This window comes from Xanthomonas sp. CFBP 8151 (assembly GCF_011761885.1).
GTDB classification, from domain to species: domain Bacteria; phylum Pseudomonadota; class Gammaproteobacteria; order Xanthomonadales; family Xanthomonadaceae; genus Xanthomonas; species Xanthomonas arboricola_B.
This window is the reverse complement of sequence record NZ_JAASQZ010000001.1, coordinates 71,522-87,301: the sequence shown is the minus strand read 5'-3', so window position 1 is coordinate 87,301 and position 15,780 is coordinate 71,522. Positions and strand designations below refer to the sequence as shown.

The 15,780-nt window shown below is 65.8% G+C and carries 15 protein-coding genes; 6 read left to right on the top strand and 9 right to left on the bottom strand.

Translation table 11 applies throughout. The features are described 5' to 3' along the window. Positions 1 to 223 precede the first annotated feature (223 nt). From FHT08_RS00380 to FHT08_RS00370, 3 genes are read right to left on the bottom strand one after another with little or no spacing between them, the layout of a single operon-like run. Positions 224 to 886: a glutathione S-transferase gene (locus FHT08_RS00380; protein ID WP_166773930.1), complete on the bottom strand. Its 663-nt coding sequence runs from the start codon at positions 884 to 886 to the stop codon at positions 224 to 226. Then, positions 883 to 1,713, bottom strand: a complete 831-nt coding sequence (locus FHT08_RS00375; protein WP_166773929.1) for an NYN domain-containing protein — start codon at positions 1,711 to 1,713, stop codon at positions 883 to 885. Before FHT08_RS00375 ends, FHT08_RS00380 begins: the two co-directional genes overlap by 4 nt. Next, positions 1,710 to 2,216: a hypothetical protein gene (locus FHT08_RS00370; protein ID WP_166773928.1), complete on the bottom strand. Its 507-nt coding sequence runs from the start codon at positions 2,214 to 2,216 to the stop codon at positions 1,710 to 1,712. Before FHT08_RS00370 ends, FHT08_RS00375 begins: the two co-directional genes overlap by 4 nt. 118 nt (positions 2,217 to 2,334) lie before the next feature. Between FHT08_RS00370 and FHT08_RS00365 the strand changes: the two genes are divergently transcribed. Together FHT08_RS00365 and FHT08_RS00360 are read left to right on the top strand one after the other, a co-directional pair. Further along, positions 2,335 to 3,627, top strand: coding sequence for an NAD(P)/FAD-dependent oxidoreductase (locus tag FHT08_RS00365; protein WP_166773927.1), 1,293 nt, complete (start codon positions 2,335 to 2,337; stop codon positions 3,625 to 3,627). 52 nt (positions 3,628 to 3,679) lie between these two features. Continuing rightward, complete coding sequence (locus tag FHT08_RS00360; RefSeq protein ID WP_104536482.1) at positions 3,680 to 4,294, top strand: trimeric intracellular cation channel family protein; 615 nt, start codon at positions 3,680 to 3,682, stop codon at positions 4,292 to 4,294. 136 nt (positions 4,295 to 4,430) lie between these two features. Here FHT08_RS00360 and rpoH read toward each other — a convergent pair whose 3' ends face one another. From rpoH to rhlB, 6 genes are all read right to left on the bottom strand, one after another. Next, positions 4,431 to 5,306: an RNA polymerase sigma factor RpoH gene (rpoH, locus tag FHT08_RS00355; protein WP_024938885.1), complete on the bottom strand. Its 876-nt coding sequence runs from the start codon at positions 5,304 to 5,306 to the stop codon at positions 4,431 to 4,433. 199 nt (positions 5,307 to 5,505) lie between these two features. Continuing rightward, positions 5,506 to 6,231: a uracil-DNA glycosylase gene (gene ung, locus FHT08_RS00350; RefSeq protein WP_104536759.1), complete on the bottom strand. Its 726-nt coding sequence runs from the start codon at positions 6,229 to 6,231 to the stop codon at positions 5,506 to 5,508. A 5-nt stretch (positions 6,232 to 6,236) separates the two neighbouring features. Beyond that, on the bottom strand, positions 6,237 to 7,079 hold the full coding sequence (locus FHT08_RS00345) for a response regulator (protein ID WP_166773926.1): 843 nt from the start codon (positions 7,077 to 7,079) through the stop codon (positions 6,237 to 6,239). A gap of 8 nt (positions 7,080 to 7,087) precedes the next feature. Then, entirely contained in the window at positions 7,088 to 8,038 is a 951-nt protein-coding gene (gene ftsX, locus FHT08_RS00340) for a permease-like cell division protein FtsX (RefSeq protein ID WP_104536483.1), read from the bottom strand. Next, on the bottom strand, positions 8,035 to 8,721 hold the full coding sequence (gene ftsE, locus FHT08_RS00335) for a cell division ATP-binding protein FtsE (RefSeq protein ID WP_016903688.1): 687 nt from the start codon (positions 8,719 to 8,721) through the stop codon (positions 8,035 to 8,037). The genes ftsX and ftsE overlap by 4 nt, the downstream gene beginning before the upstream one ends. 75 nt (positions 8,722 to 8,796) lie before the next feature. Beyond that, positions 8,797 to 10,515 carry an ATP-dependent RNA helicase RhlB gene (gene rhlB, locus FHT08_RS00330; RefSeq protein WP_047127482.1) on the bottom strand — a complete coding sequence of 573 codons (1,719 nt, stop codon included), beginning with the start codon at positions 10,513 to 10,515 and terminating at the stop codon, positions 8,797 to 8,799. Between the two features lie 198 nt (positions 10,516 to 10,713). Between rhlB and trxA the strand changes: the two genes are divergently transcribed. The 4 genes from trxA (at position 10,714) to FHT08_RS00310 (ending at position 15,764) form a co-directional block, all read left to right on the top strand. After that, positions 10,714 to 11,055, top strand: coding sequence for a thioredoxin TrxA (gene trxA / locus FHT08_RS00325; protein ID WP_005923050.1), 342 nt, complete (start codon positions 10,714 to 10,716; stop codon positions 11,053 to 11,055). A 217-nt stretch (positions 11,056 to 11,272) separates the two neighbouring features. After that, complete coding sequence (gene rho / locus FHT08_RS00320; protein WP_166773925.1) at positions 11,273 to 13,174, top strand: transcription termination factor Rho; 1,902 nt, start codon at positions 11,273 to 11,275, stop codon at positions 13,172 to 13,174. 227 nt (positions 13,175 to 13,401) lie between these two features. Then, positions 13,402 to 14,601, top strand: coding sequence for a site-specific integrase (locus tag FHT08_RS00315; protein ID WP_166773924.1), 1,200 nt, complete (start codon positions 13,402 to 13,404; stop codon positions 14,599 to 14,601). Next, positions 14,598 to 15,764 (top strand): PDDEXK nuclease domain-containing protein, encoded by a 1,167-nt coding sequence (locus tag FHT08_RS00310; protein ID WP_166773923.1) that lies wholly within the window; start codon positions 14,598 to 14,600, stop codon positions 15,762 to 15,764. Before FHT08_RS00315 ends, FHT08_RS00310 begins: the two co-directional genes overlap by 4 nt. Positions 15,765 to 15,780: the final 16 nt, after the last annotated feature.

Here is a 15,780-nt window from a genome sequence, read left to right as displayed (position 1 = left end):
GCACGCGGGGCAGCGCAGCAGCCAGACCCAGGTGTTGTAGGAGCGCACCTGGGCGCGATGTGGCGTTACCGGGAATGCCATCGCACCCAGGTGCGCTCCTACGACACCGCGAGCTACTTGGCCGCGCGATGTACAAGGCCCACGTATTTGCAGCAATGTGTTGGGTCGGCGGCGCGTGCGGTGCTTGCCATGAACCACGCTGGCCTGAGCTGTGGCGCGAAACTCAGGTCAGCGCAGTCATCACCCCACGCTGGTACGCGGGCCGCGCGCGCAGGCGCTGGTACCACGCCTGCAGATGCGGCAGCTCGGGCCGCTCGATCGGCATTTCGAACCACGCGTAGATGAAGCTGCCGAGCGGAATATCGCCCATCGCAAATTGCGCGCCGGACAGATACGGCTGCTGCGCCAGCGCCGCATCCGCGCGTGCGAGCAGGTCGCCCGAGCGCGTCAGGGCCGCGGCGATGCGCGCAGGATCGCGCTCGGCCTCCGGCGTGCGCAGCACACCCCAGAACAGGTCGCGGAACACGCCGGCAAACGTCGAGGTGGTCCAGTCCATCCAGCGATCGCCCAGCGCGCGTTCGGCCGGTGCCTGTGGATACAGGGCCGGCGCATATTGCGCGGCCAGGTAGCGCACGATCGCATTGGACTCCCACAGCACCAAGTCGCCATCCTGCATCGTCGGCACCAGACCGTTGGGATTCAACGCGCGATACTCGGGCGTGTCGTTGCGACCAAACGCACCGCCGACTTCGATCGAGGTATACGGCAGGCCGGCTTCTTCGGCGCACCACAGCACCTTGCGCACATTGCTGGAATTGCGCCGCCCCCATAGCGTGATCGAGGCGCTGCCTGCAGCCGATTGCGTTGCAGCGTCGGTCACCCTCATTTCCCCGCTGCCGGCTTGGGCGTCGTGCGCGCCGGACGCTTCGCGGTGGACGCCTGCGTGGCGACAGCGGCCGCTGGCTGCGCCGCTTTCGCCCGCCCGCCCTTGGGCGCATCGCGCACCCACAAGGCCTGCTCGTCCTGCTTGATCTCGAACAGGCCGATCGCACGCACCAGGTCGCTGAGTTTGCGATAGCCGTAGTTGCGCGGATCGAACGAGGCCTGGTTGGCCACCTGCTTGCCCACCGCCCCCAGATGCGCCCAGCCATCGTCTTCGCAGGCACTGTCGATCGCATTGCGCAGCATCTGCACCAGCCGGGTGTCGCCGCGCAGCGCGGTGGCGTCCTTGCGGCCGGCGGCGGTGTCGCTGGCCGCTGCCGCCTGCTCGCCCAGCGCTTCGACATAGGTGAACTTGGAACAGGCATTGACGAACGGCGCCGGGGTTTTCTTCTCGCCGAAGCCGTACACCTTCATGCCATCGGTGAGCAGACGCATCACCAGCGGAGTGAAATCCGCATCGCTGGAGACGATCGCAAAGCCATCCAGATTGCGCGCGTACAGCAGATCCATCGCATCGATCACCATCGCCATGTCCGAGGCGTTCTTTCCCGAGCTGTAGGCAAATTGCTGGATCGGCCGGATCGCATATTCGTGCAGCGCCGCTTCCCAGCTCTTCAGGTGCGGGCTCTTCCAGTTGCCGTAGGCACGGCGCACGTTGGCCACGCCATAGCGCGCCACTTCGGCCAGCACCACATCGATCTTGCCGGCCGGCGCGTTGTCGGCATCGATCAGCAAGGCGATGCGTTTGTCGGGATTGTCGATCATGGTCATTCCTCGAAGGTGCCGGCAGAGTCGGTGTCGACTGCGGTGTCGGCGGTATCCGCCGACGGCAGCGTGTATTGGCTGCCGTCGTGCATGGTCAACATGCCATCGCTCAGGATCTCGCGTTCGGACCCGCCGCTGACCCAGGTGGCATGCACGCGGCCGCGGCCGCGATCGCCTTCCACCGTGAACACGAAGTCGTCGTCGCCCGGCGCCAGACCGGTGCGCACCAGATCCACCCGCATCGTGTGGATCTGGCCGATCTGTTCCTGCACCACTGCATCGTCCTGCAGTGCGGCGCGTGCCTGGTCGGCAAACAGCGACCAGCCGAACACGATCAGCCAGCCGAGCGCGCCTAGCACCAGCATGCCGAACAGCACCACGCAGGCCGCCAGCCCGATCAGGCCGAGCGCGACGCCGCCGAGTTTGTTTCCGTGCGCACGCGCCGTAACCGGCGCCATCGCCGGCGAAGCGGATGGCGGTGGCGGCAACGGTGGCGGTAGTGACGGCATGCGGCAGTCAGGTCGATGAGATGCGACATGATGCCGCAGGCAGGCCGACTTCAGGCGGCATGTTCATTGCCGATGCGGCATGCTGATGAGCCCGCATCGCATTCCATCGGACCTTACGATGACTTCTTCCCCCTCCCAAGCTCCGCTGCACCTGGTTGTGATTGGCGGCGGTTTTGCCGGCTTATGGGCCACCCGCGCGCTCGACGATCCCGGCATCCGCATCACCCTGATCGACCGCCAAAACCATCACCTGTTCCAGCCGCTGCTGTACCAGGTCGCCACCGCCGGGCTGTCGGCACCGGATATCGCCGCGCCGCTGCGCCACATCCTGCGCGAGCAGCGCAACGTCGAAGTGCTGCTCGGCGACGTCGCCGAAATCGCCCCGGCCCGCCGTGAGGTGGTGCTCGCCGACGGCAGCACGCTCGGCTACGACATGCTGCTGCTGGCCACTGGCGCCACCCATGCCTACTTCGGCAACGATCAATGGGCCGAGCATGCGCCCGGCCTGAAGACGCTGTACGACGCGCTGGTGCTGCGGCGCAAGTTGCTGCTCGCCTTCGAGCGCGCCGAGGCCGAATCCGACCCGGCCGCACGCGCGGCCTGGCTGAGTTTTGCCGTGGTCGGCGGCGGCCCGACCGGCGTCGAGCTGGCCGGCACGCTGGCCGAAATCGCCCGTCACACGCTCAAGAACGAATTCCGCCATATCGACCCGCAGCAGGCGCGCGTGCGCCTGGTCGAAGCCGGGCCGCGCGTGCTGCCCTCGTTCCCGGACGACCTCACCGCCAAGGCGCGCAAGCAGCTCGAGCGCCTGGGGGTGGAAGTGCACACCGGCACGCCGGTCAGCCATATCGATGCGCTGGGCTATCAGCTCGGCGAGACCTTCGTGCCTGCACGCACCGTGGTATGGGCCGCCGGCGTGGCCGCATCGCCGCTGGCGCGCACGCTTGGTGTGCCGCTGGACCGCGCCGGCCGCGTACTGGTGGAGCAGGACCTGAGCGTGCCTGGCCACCCGGAGATCTTCGTCGGCGGCGACCTGGCCTCGGTCCAGCAGGACGGGCGCCCGGTGCCGGGTGTGGCACCGGCGGCAAAGCAGATGGGCAAGCACATCGCCAGGACGATCCGCGCCCGCCATCGCGGTCAGCCTGCACCGGCTTTCCGTTATCAGGACTACGGCAACCTGGCCACGATCGGCCGCATGGCCGCCATCGTGCATGTGGGCAAGCTCAAGCTTTCCGGCATCGTGGCCTGGTGGTTCTGGCTGGCCGCGCATGTGTACTTCCTGATCGGTTTCCGCAACCGGTTCGTGGTGCTGGTGAACTGGGCGATGGCGTACTGGAGCTACCAGCGCGCCGCGCGCATCATCTTCGGCGGTGCCACCGACGACCCGCCGCCCAGCAGCAAGGACGGATGACAGCGCCGCAGGCCGTGCGCGATGCTGTGCGGCCTGATGCGACAGTCTGATCGTGACCACTCTCCTGTTTCTGCTGGATCTGCTCGGCACCTTCGTGTTCGCCCTCAGCGGCGCGACCGTGGCGGTGCGCAATCGCCTGGATCTGTTCGGCGTACTGGTGCTGTCGTGCGCGGCGGCGGTGTCCGGCGGCATCGTGCGCGATGTGCTGATCGGCGCCACCCCGCCGGCCGCGCTGGTGCATCCGCAGTACCTGCTGGTCGCCTGCCTGGCCGGCGTGGCCGGTTTCTACTGGCATGCGGCGGTGGAACGGCTGCGTAACCCGGTGCAGTTGTTCGACGCGGCCGGGTTGGCGCTGTTTGCGGTCTATGGCACCAGCAAGGCGCTCGACTATCAGCTCAGCCCGCTCAGTGCGACCTTGCTCGGCATGCTCAGCGGCATCGGCGGCGGCATCGCGCGCGATCTGCTGGTGGCGCGGACGCCGGTGGTGCTGCAGGCCGAGCTGTATGCGGTCGCCGCGCTGGCCGGTGGCGGCCTGGTCGCGATCGGGCACATGCTCGACGCGCCGCAGGCCTGGTCGCTGGCAACCGGCGCGCTGGTCTGTTTCGGGCTGCGTTTCATGGCCATCCGCTATGGCTGGCATCTGCCGGTGGCGCGCCTGCCGGAATAGCGCAGGCGGCCGCCGTACGTGGTCGATCATCGACGGGCAACCACCAGGCTTCGGACGCGAAGCATCGGCAGCGCCACACATGCAAACGGCCCGGAAAACCGGGCCGTTCCTGTACCACCTGCCGCGCGATCAGGGATCAGGCGACGAACAGTGCCTTCATCTTCTTCAGCGCATTCGCCTCGATCTGGCGGATACGCTCGGCCGACACGCCGTACTCGTCGGCCAGCTCCTGCAGCGTCACCTTGGAGTCGGAGTCCAGCCAGCGACGCTTGACGATATCGCGCGAGCGCGTATCCAGACCGGCCATGCCTTCGCGCAGCAGCTGCAGCTGATTGTCTTCGCTGTCGTGACGCTCGTAAGCCTGCGACGGATCTTCGTCGTTGGCCACCAGGTAGCTCACCGGCGACGGCGGGCCGTGATCGTCGTCTTCGTCGGACGAGGCATCGAAGCCGATATCACGACCGGACAGACGCGACTCCATCTCCATCACTTCGCGCTCGGAGACGTTCAGATCCTTGGCGACTGCGGTCACCTCGGACGCATTGAGCCAGCCCAGGCGGGTCTTGGACTTGCGCAGGTTGAAGAACAGCTTGCGCTGCGCCTTGGTCGTGGCGACCTTGACGATGCGCCAGTTCTTCAGAATGAACTCGTGCATCTCGGCACGGATCCAATGCACCGCGAAGCTGACCAGGCGCACGCCCATTTCCGGGTCGAAGCGCTTGACCGCCTTCATCAGGCCGATATTGCCTTCCTGGATCAGGTCGCCAAGCGGCAGGCCGTAGCCGTTGTAACCGCGAGCGACGTGCACCACGAAGCGCAGGTGGGAATGGACCAGCTCGCGCGCGGCGTCCAGATCCAGCTCGTCACGGAAGCGACGGGCAAGATTCTGTTCCTCATCGACCGACAGCACCGGGATCTGGTGCACGGCACCGATGTAGGCGTCCAGCGAACCGAGCGCACTGGGAATCGGGAGATTGTTTGCCACAAGGGCAGTCGAGGTGATCTGGTTCATAGGGCACCATCTTAGCAGTCGAACTAGTGGACTGCCGGGTACAGAAAGAGTTCCCAGCATTCCATTTATAGGACGTTCGGGCTTTTTGCAGTGCCGTCGTTCTACGGCAAAGCTCCCGACTTCAGGCGCTTACGCTACCACCGCCGTCCTGCGCAGACCGTGACAAAGACGCCGCGAAATGGACCGACGCCAGGATCGTTCAGCCCCTGGACGAGGTGGTGTCCAGCGCGTTGCGCGGCGGCAGCGACCAGTCGATCGGACCGAGCCCACGGCGCTGCAGGTGCTCGTTGGTCTTGGAGAAGTGCTGGCAACCCAGAAAGCCGCGATGCGCTGACAACGGCGAGGGATGCGGGGCCTTGAACACGCGATGGCGTGCCTGGTCGATGACCTTGCCCTTGGCCTGCGCGTAGCTGCCCCAGAGCAGGAACACCAGGCCTTCACGCTCGCGGTTGAGGGTCTCCACGACATGGTCGGTAAAGCCCTCCCAACCCTTGTTCTGGTGCGCGCCAGCCCGGCCCTGCTCTACCGTCAGCACTGCATTGAGCAGCAGCACGCCCTGACGCGCCCACGGCATCAGATAGCCATGGTCCGGCCGCGCGATGCCCAGGTCGTCCTGGATCTCCTTGTAGATGTTGAGCAGCGACGGCGGTACCGGCACGCCGGGCAACACCGAAAAGCACAGCCCATGCGCCTGGCCTTCGCCGTGATACGGGTCCTGGCCAAGGATCACCACCTTGACCTGTTCGAACGGGGTGGCGTCGAAGGCTGCAAAGATCTGCGGGCCCGGCGGGAACACCCGCGCGCCGGCCGCCTTGCGCTGGCGCAGGAATGCGGACAGCTCCTGCATTTCCGGGCGCAGCAACCAATCGCCCACCCGCGCCTTCCACGACGGTTCCAATTGGATACGTGCTTCCACCTCAGCCACTTCAGTCATAGCGTGACCGCCTGATCCTCGAGCCGTGCCAGGCGCAGCTGGAACAGCACCTTGGTCACCAGCAGACGTTCTTCGATGGGTTTTTGCACCAGATCGTTGGCGCCGGCGCGCAGCAGTTCGGACTGGTTGCGCGGATTGGTGTCGCCGGTCATCACCAGCACCGGCAGCCGGCGCTTGCCGTAGGCGAAGTCGATGCGGATGCGCTCGACCACGTCGCGGCCGTTGAGCTCGCCCTTCAGGGTCACATCGGTCAGCACCACGTCGATGCGGCGCTCGGTGCGGCCCAGCGATTCGGCGGTCAGCAGCGCGAAGGCATCCTCGGCGGTGAGCACATGCACCACCTTCAGGCTCTGCCGCTCGAGCATGCGCTTGGTCGCCTCGGCCACCACGCGGCTGTCCTCGATGTACAGCACGGTCGCGCCGACCACCGGCTCGGGCTGCACATAGCCGCGGATGAAGGTCGCCAGGGCTTCGTGACCCAGCGCCTTGTCAAAATAATCGGTGACGTACTCGGTGAAGCGACGCTCCACCAGATGCTGCTGCGCGTCGCCGGAGACCACGATCACCGGCACATAGGCCTGGCCGGCCGCTTCGCGCACGCTGCGCGCCAGCGTCAGACCGTCGCCATCGGGCAACGACAGCGAGGTGGTGACCAGATCCACCGCACCGGCTTCCAGCGCGTGGCGCGCCTCGGCGATGCTGGAGCAGCCGATCACCTGCACGTTGGGCAGATCGCGCTGCAACACATCGGCGATCAGCTTGCGCACCAGCTTGGAGCCATCGACCACCATCACGCGCGGCGCGTCACTGATCAGGTGCTTGAGATCTGGTGGGTGCATGGCAGGCCTCAGGTCTCGGTGGGACGGGTCTGGCGAAGGAAATGGCCGGTCACCAGCCAGGCGCCCAGCCAGCCCAGGACCAGCGTGCCGACCAGAACCATCGCAGAATGCAGCAGATCCAGCCCGTGCAGGGTAAAGGAGCTGCCGTAGCTGTCGGCCAGGATCGCCAACGGCGCGCGCAGCGCCAGCCCGGAAGCGGCGATCAGCGCGAGCGCCACGGCGCCGGCACCGAGCCCGTACCAGGCCCCCAGATACAGGAACGGACGCCGGATGAAGCCATCGCTGGCGCCCAGCAATTGCAGCACGCCGATTTCCTCGCGCCGCGACTGGATGTCCAAACGCACCGTATTGCCCACCACCAGCACCGCGCCGACGCCCAGCAGTGCCGACAGCACCTGCACCAGCCGCTCGCCGAAGTGCAGCCAGCCATCCAGGCGCTTGCGCCACAACGCGTCGTGCTGCACCTGGTCCGCCTGCGGCAAGGCCTGCAGCGCGCCGGCCAGCTGCGCATCGTCGGCCGTCTCGGTGGGCGTGACGACCAACAGCGTGGGCAGCGGGTTGTCGCCCAGCGCATCGATCGCCTCGTCGAGCTTGGCGCTCTCGCGCAGTTCGGTCAGCCCCTGCGCCGGCGTACGCAGCGTGACCTGGGCAACGTCCGGGCGCGCGCGCAGCTCGCCGGCCAGGGCCTGCGCGGCCTCGGCGCCGATCTCGACCTTCAGGAACAGATTGATCTCGCGCGACTGCTGCACGCTGCCGGCCAGCAACTTGACGTTGTCCAGCGCGATCGACAGCCCCAGCGGCAAGGCCAGCGCCAGCGCCATCACCACGATGGTCAGCATGGTGGCCCAGGGCTTGCGCATGGCACGGCCCAGGCTGAAGGCGATGCTGTGCAGATGGTGGTCGATCCACACGCCGACCCGCGAGGGGGCGACGGCGTCGGTATTGGCGGGTTTGCTCATTCGGCCAGATCCTGCGGCGAGATGTCGTCGACCAGCCGGCCGTGATCCAGGATCAGCACGCGCTTGCGCATCTGCTTGAGCAGGGCCAGGTCGTGGCTGACCACCAGCACGCTGGTGCCGCGCGCGGGCAGCTCGGCGAACAACTGCATGATTTCCGCGGCCAACGCCGGATCCAGATTGCCGGTGGGCTCATCGGCCACCAGCAGGCGCGGTTCGCCGACGATGGCGCGGGCGATGCCCACGCGCTGCTGCTCGCCGGCCGACAACTGCGACGGCAAGGCCCGCTCGCGATGGGCCAGCCCGATCCGCTCCAGTGCCGAGCGCACGCGCTTGCCGATCTCGGCACGCCGGGTGCCGCGCAGGATCAGCGGCAACGCCACGTTCTCGGCGATGCTGCGGTCGTTGAGCAGACGATGGTCCTGATAGACCGCACCCACCTGGCGACGGTGCAGCGGAATCTGCCGGCCGCGCACCTTGAGCAGGTTGCGTTCGCCCAGCAGCACCGCGCCCTGGCTGGGTCGCTCGCTGAGGTGGATCAATTTGAGCAGGGTGCTTTTGCCGGCGCCGGAGTGGCCGGTCACGAACAGCATCTCGCCATCGGCCACTTCGAAGCTGACATCGGTCAGCGCCTGGTGGCCACCGGCGTAGTGCTTGCTGACGTTGTCGAAACGCAGAACGGTCATCCGGCGATTATGCCGGAGCGCCAGCGCTTGCGTCGCATCGCCGGAGCCCGGCGATGCGACGCAGGCCGCAGGCGATCAGTTGCCGGACACCAGCGAGCGCAGGCGACGACCGATACGGCTCAGCAGCGACGGGCTGCCGGACGGCTTGGCGGCGCTGCGCACCGGTTTGGCGACCACCTGGGTGGGCTTGCGCGGTGCCGCAGGTGCGGCAACCGGTGTGGAGGCCACTGCCGGCTCGGCACCCTCGACCGGACGGCCGTTGCGACGACGCCGCCGCTTGCGCGGTGCGCGCTCGGCATCGGCCACGATGGTGGAAGGCGCCTCGACCGACGCCGCAGCAACCACCGGCGTTTCGCTCGGCGCTGCCGCGGCCGGGGCTTCGCCCTCCACACGCGGCTTGCGACGCGGACGCGGCTTGCCATCGGCGCTGCCGCCGTCGCGACGACCGCCGCCACTGCCGCTGCGCGACGCACCGCCCGGGCCGCTGCGACCGCCACCGCGGCGCTGCTCTTCGGCAGCACGCTGTTCGCGCGCCTCGCGGAAGATCGTGCCCACGCTGTCGCCCGCATCGTCGTCGGCCTCTTCGCCTTCCACCGGCACGCGCGCGGTGCGCGGCAGCGGCGTCAGCAGCTCGGAGGTCACCGGTTCGACCGGGATCTTCTGCTCGATATATGCCTCGATGTCCGGCAGGCTCATCGCATAGCGCTCGCAGGCGAAGCTGATCGCATCGCCCTCTTCGCCCAGCCGCGCGGTACGGCCGATGCGGTGCACGTAGTCTTCCGCATCGAACGGCAGGTCGTAGTTGTAGACGTATTTGACCCCGTCGATATGCAGACCGCGCGCGGCCACGTCGGTGGCGACCAGGATTTCGAGCTGTCCCTTCTGGAAGCGGTTGAGCAGCGACTCGCGCTTCTTCTGCGGCACATCGCCCGACAGCACGCCGACCCGGTAGCCATGCCGCTCCAGGGTGCGCGCCACGCGCTCGACGAATGCCTTGGTATTGACGAACACCATGGTGCGCGCGCCTTCGCTACGCGACAGCAGGCCCAACAGCAGCGTCTGCTTCTCTTCGTCGGAGGGGAAATAGATGCGCTGGCGCACCCGCGCGGCGGTGATGCTTTCCGTTTCGACGACCAGCTTTTCCGGCTCGTTCATGTGCTCGTAGGCGAGCTCGAGCACGCGATGGCTGAGCGTGGCCGAGAACAGCAGGGTCTGCCGGGTCCCGCGCTCGGGCATGCGCCGCAGCAGGAAGCGGATGTCCTTGATGAAGCCCAGGTCGAACATGCGGTCGGCTTCGTCCAGTACGCAGATCTCGCAGGCGTGTAGCGAGACCACCTTGTGCTGCTTGACGTAGTCGATCAGCCGGCCCGGGGTGGCGATGATCACGTCCACGCCCTGCTGCAGCAACTCGCGCTGCTTGTCGTAGTCCACTCCGCCGTAGACCAGCGCAAAGCGCAGGCCAAGGTCGGCGCCGAACTTGACCGCATCCTTGTGGATCTGGATCGCCAGTTCGCGGGTCGGTGCCAGGATCAGCGCGCGCGGGTCTTCCGGCTTGCGGTCTGCCAGCGCCGGGCGGATCAGCAGGCGGTTCATCACCGCCACCAGGAACGCCAGGGTCTTGCCGGTGCCGGTCTGGGCCTGGCCGGCGACGTCGCCGCCCGGCAGCGCGACCGGCAGGGTCAGCGCCTGGATCGGGGTACAGCGGGTAAACCCGGCGCTCTCCAGCCCGGCGATCAGCGCCGGATGCAGGTCGAACGTGGAAAAAGTCAAATCGGTCAGCGGTTTGTCGCTCATTATTCCGTCTTCGTGAGGCGCCCTGGGCAGCCCGGGCGCGGCTTGCATCGATGCCGACAGCGTCGCAAACTGCGGCTGTTGTGGCGGACAGCGCGGCTTCAGGACTGATACTTGATTCAGTCGCGCAATGCCCCAGTTTAACGCAATGTAGCGGCCTGCCCGTTCGGGCGGGCCGTTTTGGTTTCCAGGAGACCCAACGTGAGCGACAAGGTTCAACATGTCGGCGATGCCGACTTCGATACAGCTGTACTGCAATCCGGCGAACCGGTGCTGGTGGATTTCTGGGCCGAGTGGTGCGGACCCTGCAAGATGATCGCCCCGGTGCTGGACGATCTGGCCGATACATACCAGGGCAGACTGAAGGTTGCCAAGGTCAATGTGGACCAGAACCGCGCCCTGGCCATCAAGTACCACGTGCGTTCGATCCCGATGCTGTTGCTGTTCAAGGACGGCCAGGTGCAGGCCACCCAGATCGGTGCGGTTGGCAAGGGCCAGCTGACCCAGATGATCGACAAGACCCTGGGCGGCGCGGCCGCCTGAGCGGGTGGGCGTCCAGCGATGGGCGCCCGGTGATGCGCCAGCAGTTAAATCCTGCTGCGGCAGGCGCTTGCGCGGTTGCGCGCAGCGGTGATAGTGTCAGTTGATCCGGAGCACGTTCGTGCGCCGACGTACCCCTCTAGAAACCTCTTCTAGACTCCCATCACCTAAAGTTCGCCCCCCAGCCGGGCGCTCGCACTCTTAGCGAGGAATCACGCACTTGTCCGATCATCCTTCCTCCGATACCGGGAGCAGCGTCGACGCTCCTGTCGAGAAGCGCGTGCGCAAGCCGCGCGTGAGCAAGACCGCCGCTGCCACCGACGACGGTGGCGCGCAGCAGCCCAACCTGCCCTTGCCCGCCAGCCCCGCATCCGACGCTCCACGTGCCCCGCAGGCACCGTCGCACGCTGCCGACTCGGCACCGGCGCAGACGTCCGGCGATGGCGCCTCTTATGCCGGTAACGCCCCCAGCGCCAACCAGGGCAACCCGGGCGGCGACACCCATGGCGACTCCCGCGAGGGTGGCCAGACACAGCAGCAGCGCTTCAATCAGGCGCAGCAGCAGCAGAACCAGAATCAGGTGCAGCACCGGGCTCAGGGCCAGAACCAGGGTCAGGCACAGGCGCAAGGTCAGGGTCAGGGTCAGGGTCAGGATCAAGCCCAGAATGGCGGCCAGAATCAGCAAGGTCAGGGGCAGGGGCAGAATCAGCAGGGCAACCGCCGTGACCGCTTCCGCAACCGCCGCGACCGTGGACGCGACCGCTTCGGCAACGAGGGCGGCGGCGGCATGCCGTCGTCCGATGGCAGCAACGAGCCGTTCATCGCGCGTCCGCACCCGGCCGTGCCGGAAGGTTTCCCGGTCTATTCGCTGAGCGATCTCAAGCGGATGCCGGCGCAGAAGCTGCTGGACATCGCCGACCAGCTCAACATCCAGGAAGGCGTGGCGCGCGCGCGCAAGCAGGACGTGATCTTCGCCCTGCTCAAGGTGCTGACCCGCCACGGCGAAGGCGTTGCCGCCGACGGCGTGCTGGAAATCCTGCCCGATGGCTTCGGCTTCCTGCGTGCCGCAGAAGCCAGCTACCTGGCCGGCCCGGACGATACCTATATCTCGCCCAGCCAGATCCGTCGCTTCAACCTGCGCACCGGCGATCACCTGTCCGGCCGCATCCGCTTTCCCAAGGATGGCGAACGCTATTTCGCGCTGTCGATCGTCGACACCATCAACGGCGAGCCGCTGGAAGCCAGCAAGAACAAGGTGCTGTTCGAGAACCTGACCCCGCTGTTCCCGCGCCGGCGCTTCCGGCTGGAGCGTGGCGATGGATCGACCGAGGACATCACCGGCCGCATCCTGGATCTGATGGCGCCGCAGGGCAAGGGTCAGCGCGCGCTGATCGTCTCCCCGCCCAAGGCCGGTAAGACCATGATGATGCAGCAGGTGGCCACGGCCATCACCAGCAATCATCCCGAAGTGCACATGATCGTGCTGCTGATCGACGAGCGCCCGGAAGAAGTGACCGAAATGCAGCGCACCGTGCGCGGCGAGGTCATCTCCTCCACCTTCGACGAACCGGCCGCCCGCCACGTGCAGGTTGCCGAGATGGTGATCGAGCGGGCCAAGCGCCTGGTCGAGCACAAGAAGGATGTGGTGATCCTGCTCGACTCGATCACCCGTCTGGCACGCGCCTACAACAACGTGGTGCCCAGCTCGGGCAAGGTGCTCACCGGTGGTGTGGACGCCAATGCGCTGCACCGTCCGAAGCGTTTCTTCGGTGCGGCCCGTAACGTCGAAGAAGGCGGCTCGCTGACCATCATCGCCACGGCGCTGGTGGAAACCGGCAGCAAGATGGACGAGGTGATCTACGAAGAGTTCAAGGGCACCGGCAACAGCGAAGTGCATCTGAACCGTCGCATCACCGAAAAGCGCGTGTACCCGGCGATCGACATCAACCGCTCGGGCACGCGTCGCGAGGATCTGCTGATCGAGCCGGAGCTGCTGCAGAAGATCTGGATCCTGCGCAAGCTGCTGCACCCGATGGACGAAATCGCAGCGATGGAATTCCTGCTGGACAAGATGAAGACCACCAAGTCCAACGACGAGTTCTTCAGTTCGATGAAGCGCTGATTCGGTCGGCATTCTCGATATGAAAAAGCCCCGCATCGCGGGGCTTTTTTTGTTTCACGATGACTCCAGTACCGCAATTCGCTGGACTACGCCAAGGCTAGATACAGCAGGTTTATCAATCACTTAGGCGAGTTCAACATATGCCGGTGCTTTCCGAAACTTGACCCGGCTTCCCTTCGCGTGGCTCCCATGCGGCTCTTGGAAACCGGGCTTTCCGAGGAGTCATCATGGCGAAGATCAAGCTCACCAAGTCCGCAGTTGATGCGGCACAACCCCAAGACAAGGCCATCGAACTGCGGGATACCGTGGTGCCCGGCTTCCTGTGCAAGATCACCCCGGCGGGCCGCAAGGTGTTCATGCTCCAGTACCGCTCGAACGCGGGCGAGCGCCGCAAGCCCGCCTTGGGCCAGTACGGGGAACTGACGGTCGATCAGGCACGCACAATGGCGCAGGAATGGCTGGCCGAGGTGCGCCGGGGCGGCGACCCGAGCGCAGCCAAGAATGCCGCCCGCAAGGCACCGACCATGAAGGAGTTTTGCCACACCTTCATGGAGGACTACTCCAAACAGCGTAACAAGCCCAGCACGCAGCGCGGCTATCAGGGCGTCATTGACCGCTGCATCATCCCGATCATGGGCCGGATGAACGTACAGGACGTGAAGCGCCCTGACGTGGCGACGCTGATGAAGAAGCTGGCCTACAAGCAGGCGGAGGCCAATCGCACCTTCGGCGTACTGCGCAAGATGTTCAACCTGGCCGAAGTGTGGGGGCTGCGCCCGGACGGCACGAATCCATGCCGCCACGTTCCGATGTACCCACCTGGCAAGGAAACCCGGCTCATCGTGGACGATGAACTGGTGCGGATCTTCCGCCAGTTGGAGCACTTGGAGGCGGAAGGACTGGAGAGCTACGTCATCCCGCTGGCAATCCGCCTGCAATTCGAGTTTGCCGCCCGCCGCTCCGAAATTTGTCCACTCGAATGGGATTGGGTTGATCTGGAAAAGCGCCGCGTCGTCTGGCCCGACAGCAAGACCGGCGGTATCTCCAAGCCCATGAGTGAAGAAGCCTATCGGCTACTGTCTACCGCGCCTCGCCGGGAAGGTTGCCCCTACGTCCTGCCGTCGCCGAACGATCCGACCCAGCACATGACCCACGGTGAGCATTACGGCGGCTGGACGCGCGTGCTCAAGGCCGCTGGCGTTCCACACGTTGGCACGCACGGCATCCGCCACCGGGCGACGACAGACATTGCCAACTCGGGCGTGCCAACCAAGGTGGGCATGAAGCTCACAGGTCACAAGACCGTGGCGATGTTTATGCACTATGTTCATACCGAAGACAAGCCGGTGCGGGAGGCGGCCGAACTGGTGGCGAATCGGCGGCTGGCGATTACTGGGGCATCCCGTTCCATGGAGGCATCAGCATGACAAGGAAGACGCCTGCGGCAGTGGGGAAACCTGCTGCCGTACCGGCTGGCTATGCCGGCATCCACGGTGGCATCGTGGAACTGCTGGATGCGGCGCGCCGGGCAGCGGCGCGCAGTGTCAATGCGTTGATGACGGCCAGCTATTGGGAGATTGGCCACCGAATCGTCGAAGCCGAGCAGAAAGGCAGGCGGCGGGCCGGTTACGGCGAGCAGTTGATGGAGCAGTTGTCCGCCGATCTGACGGCCCGATTCGGGCGTGGCTTCGGTGTCAATAACTTGGAGAACATGCGGCGTTTCTTCCTCGCATACCCCCAGCCTGAGATTTCCCAGACACTGTCTGGGAAATTGGGAAATGAGTCGCCTGCCGAGAAATCCCAGACAGTGTCTCGGAAATTCGACCTCTCCGAACTGGCCCAGGTCTTCACCTTGCCGTGGTCGGCCTATGTCCGGCTGCTGTCGGTCAAAGATGACCATGCCCGTCGATTCTACGAGACAGAGGCGTTGCGCGGCGGCTGGAGCGTGCGCCAGCTCGACCGGCAGATCGGCAGCCAGTTCTACGAACGCACGGCCTTGTCCAAGGACAAGGCGGCGATGCTGGTCAAGGGCTCGGTGGCCAAGCCCGAGGATGTCGTCACGCCCAATGATGCGATCAAAGACCCGTATGTGCTGGAGTTCCTCGACCTCAAGGATGAGTATTCGGAATCCGACCTGGAAGCGGCCTTGATCCAGTGGCTGGAAGACTTCCTGCTGGAACTGGGGGAAGACTTCACCTTCGTTGGGCGGCAACGTCGGTTGCGCATCGATCAGACCTGGTATCGGGTGGATCTGTTGTTCTTCCATCGCAAGCTGCGCTGCCTGGTCATCATCGACCTGAAGCTAGGCAGTCTGACCCATGCTGACGTGGGCCAGATGCATATGTATTGCAACTATGCCAAGGAGCATTGGGCCTATGCGGATGAGAATCCGCCGGTGGGCCTGATCCTGTGCGCAGACAAAGGCCATGCCCTGGCGCGGTATGCGCTAGATGGCTTGCCGACCAAGGTGATGGCAGCCAACTATCGGACGGTACTGCCGGATGCCGAGTTGCTGCAAAAAGAGTTGGAGAAGACGCGGCGCCTGCTCGAATCGCGCGGAGCGCTTTCCCTCAAGGACGACAAGCCATAGTCGTGCGTTCCGGCGT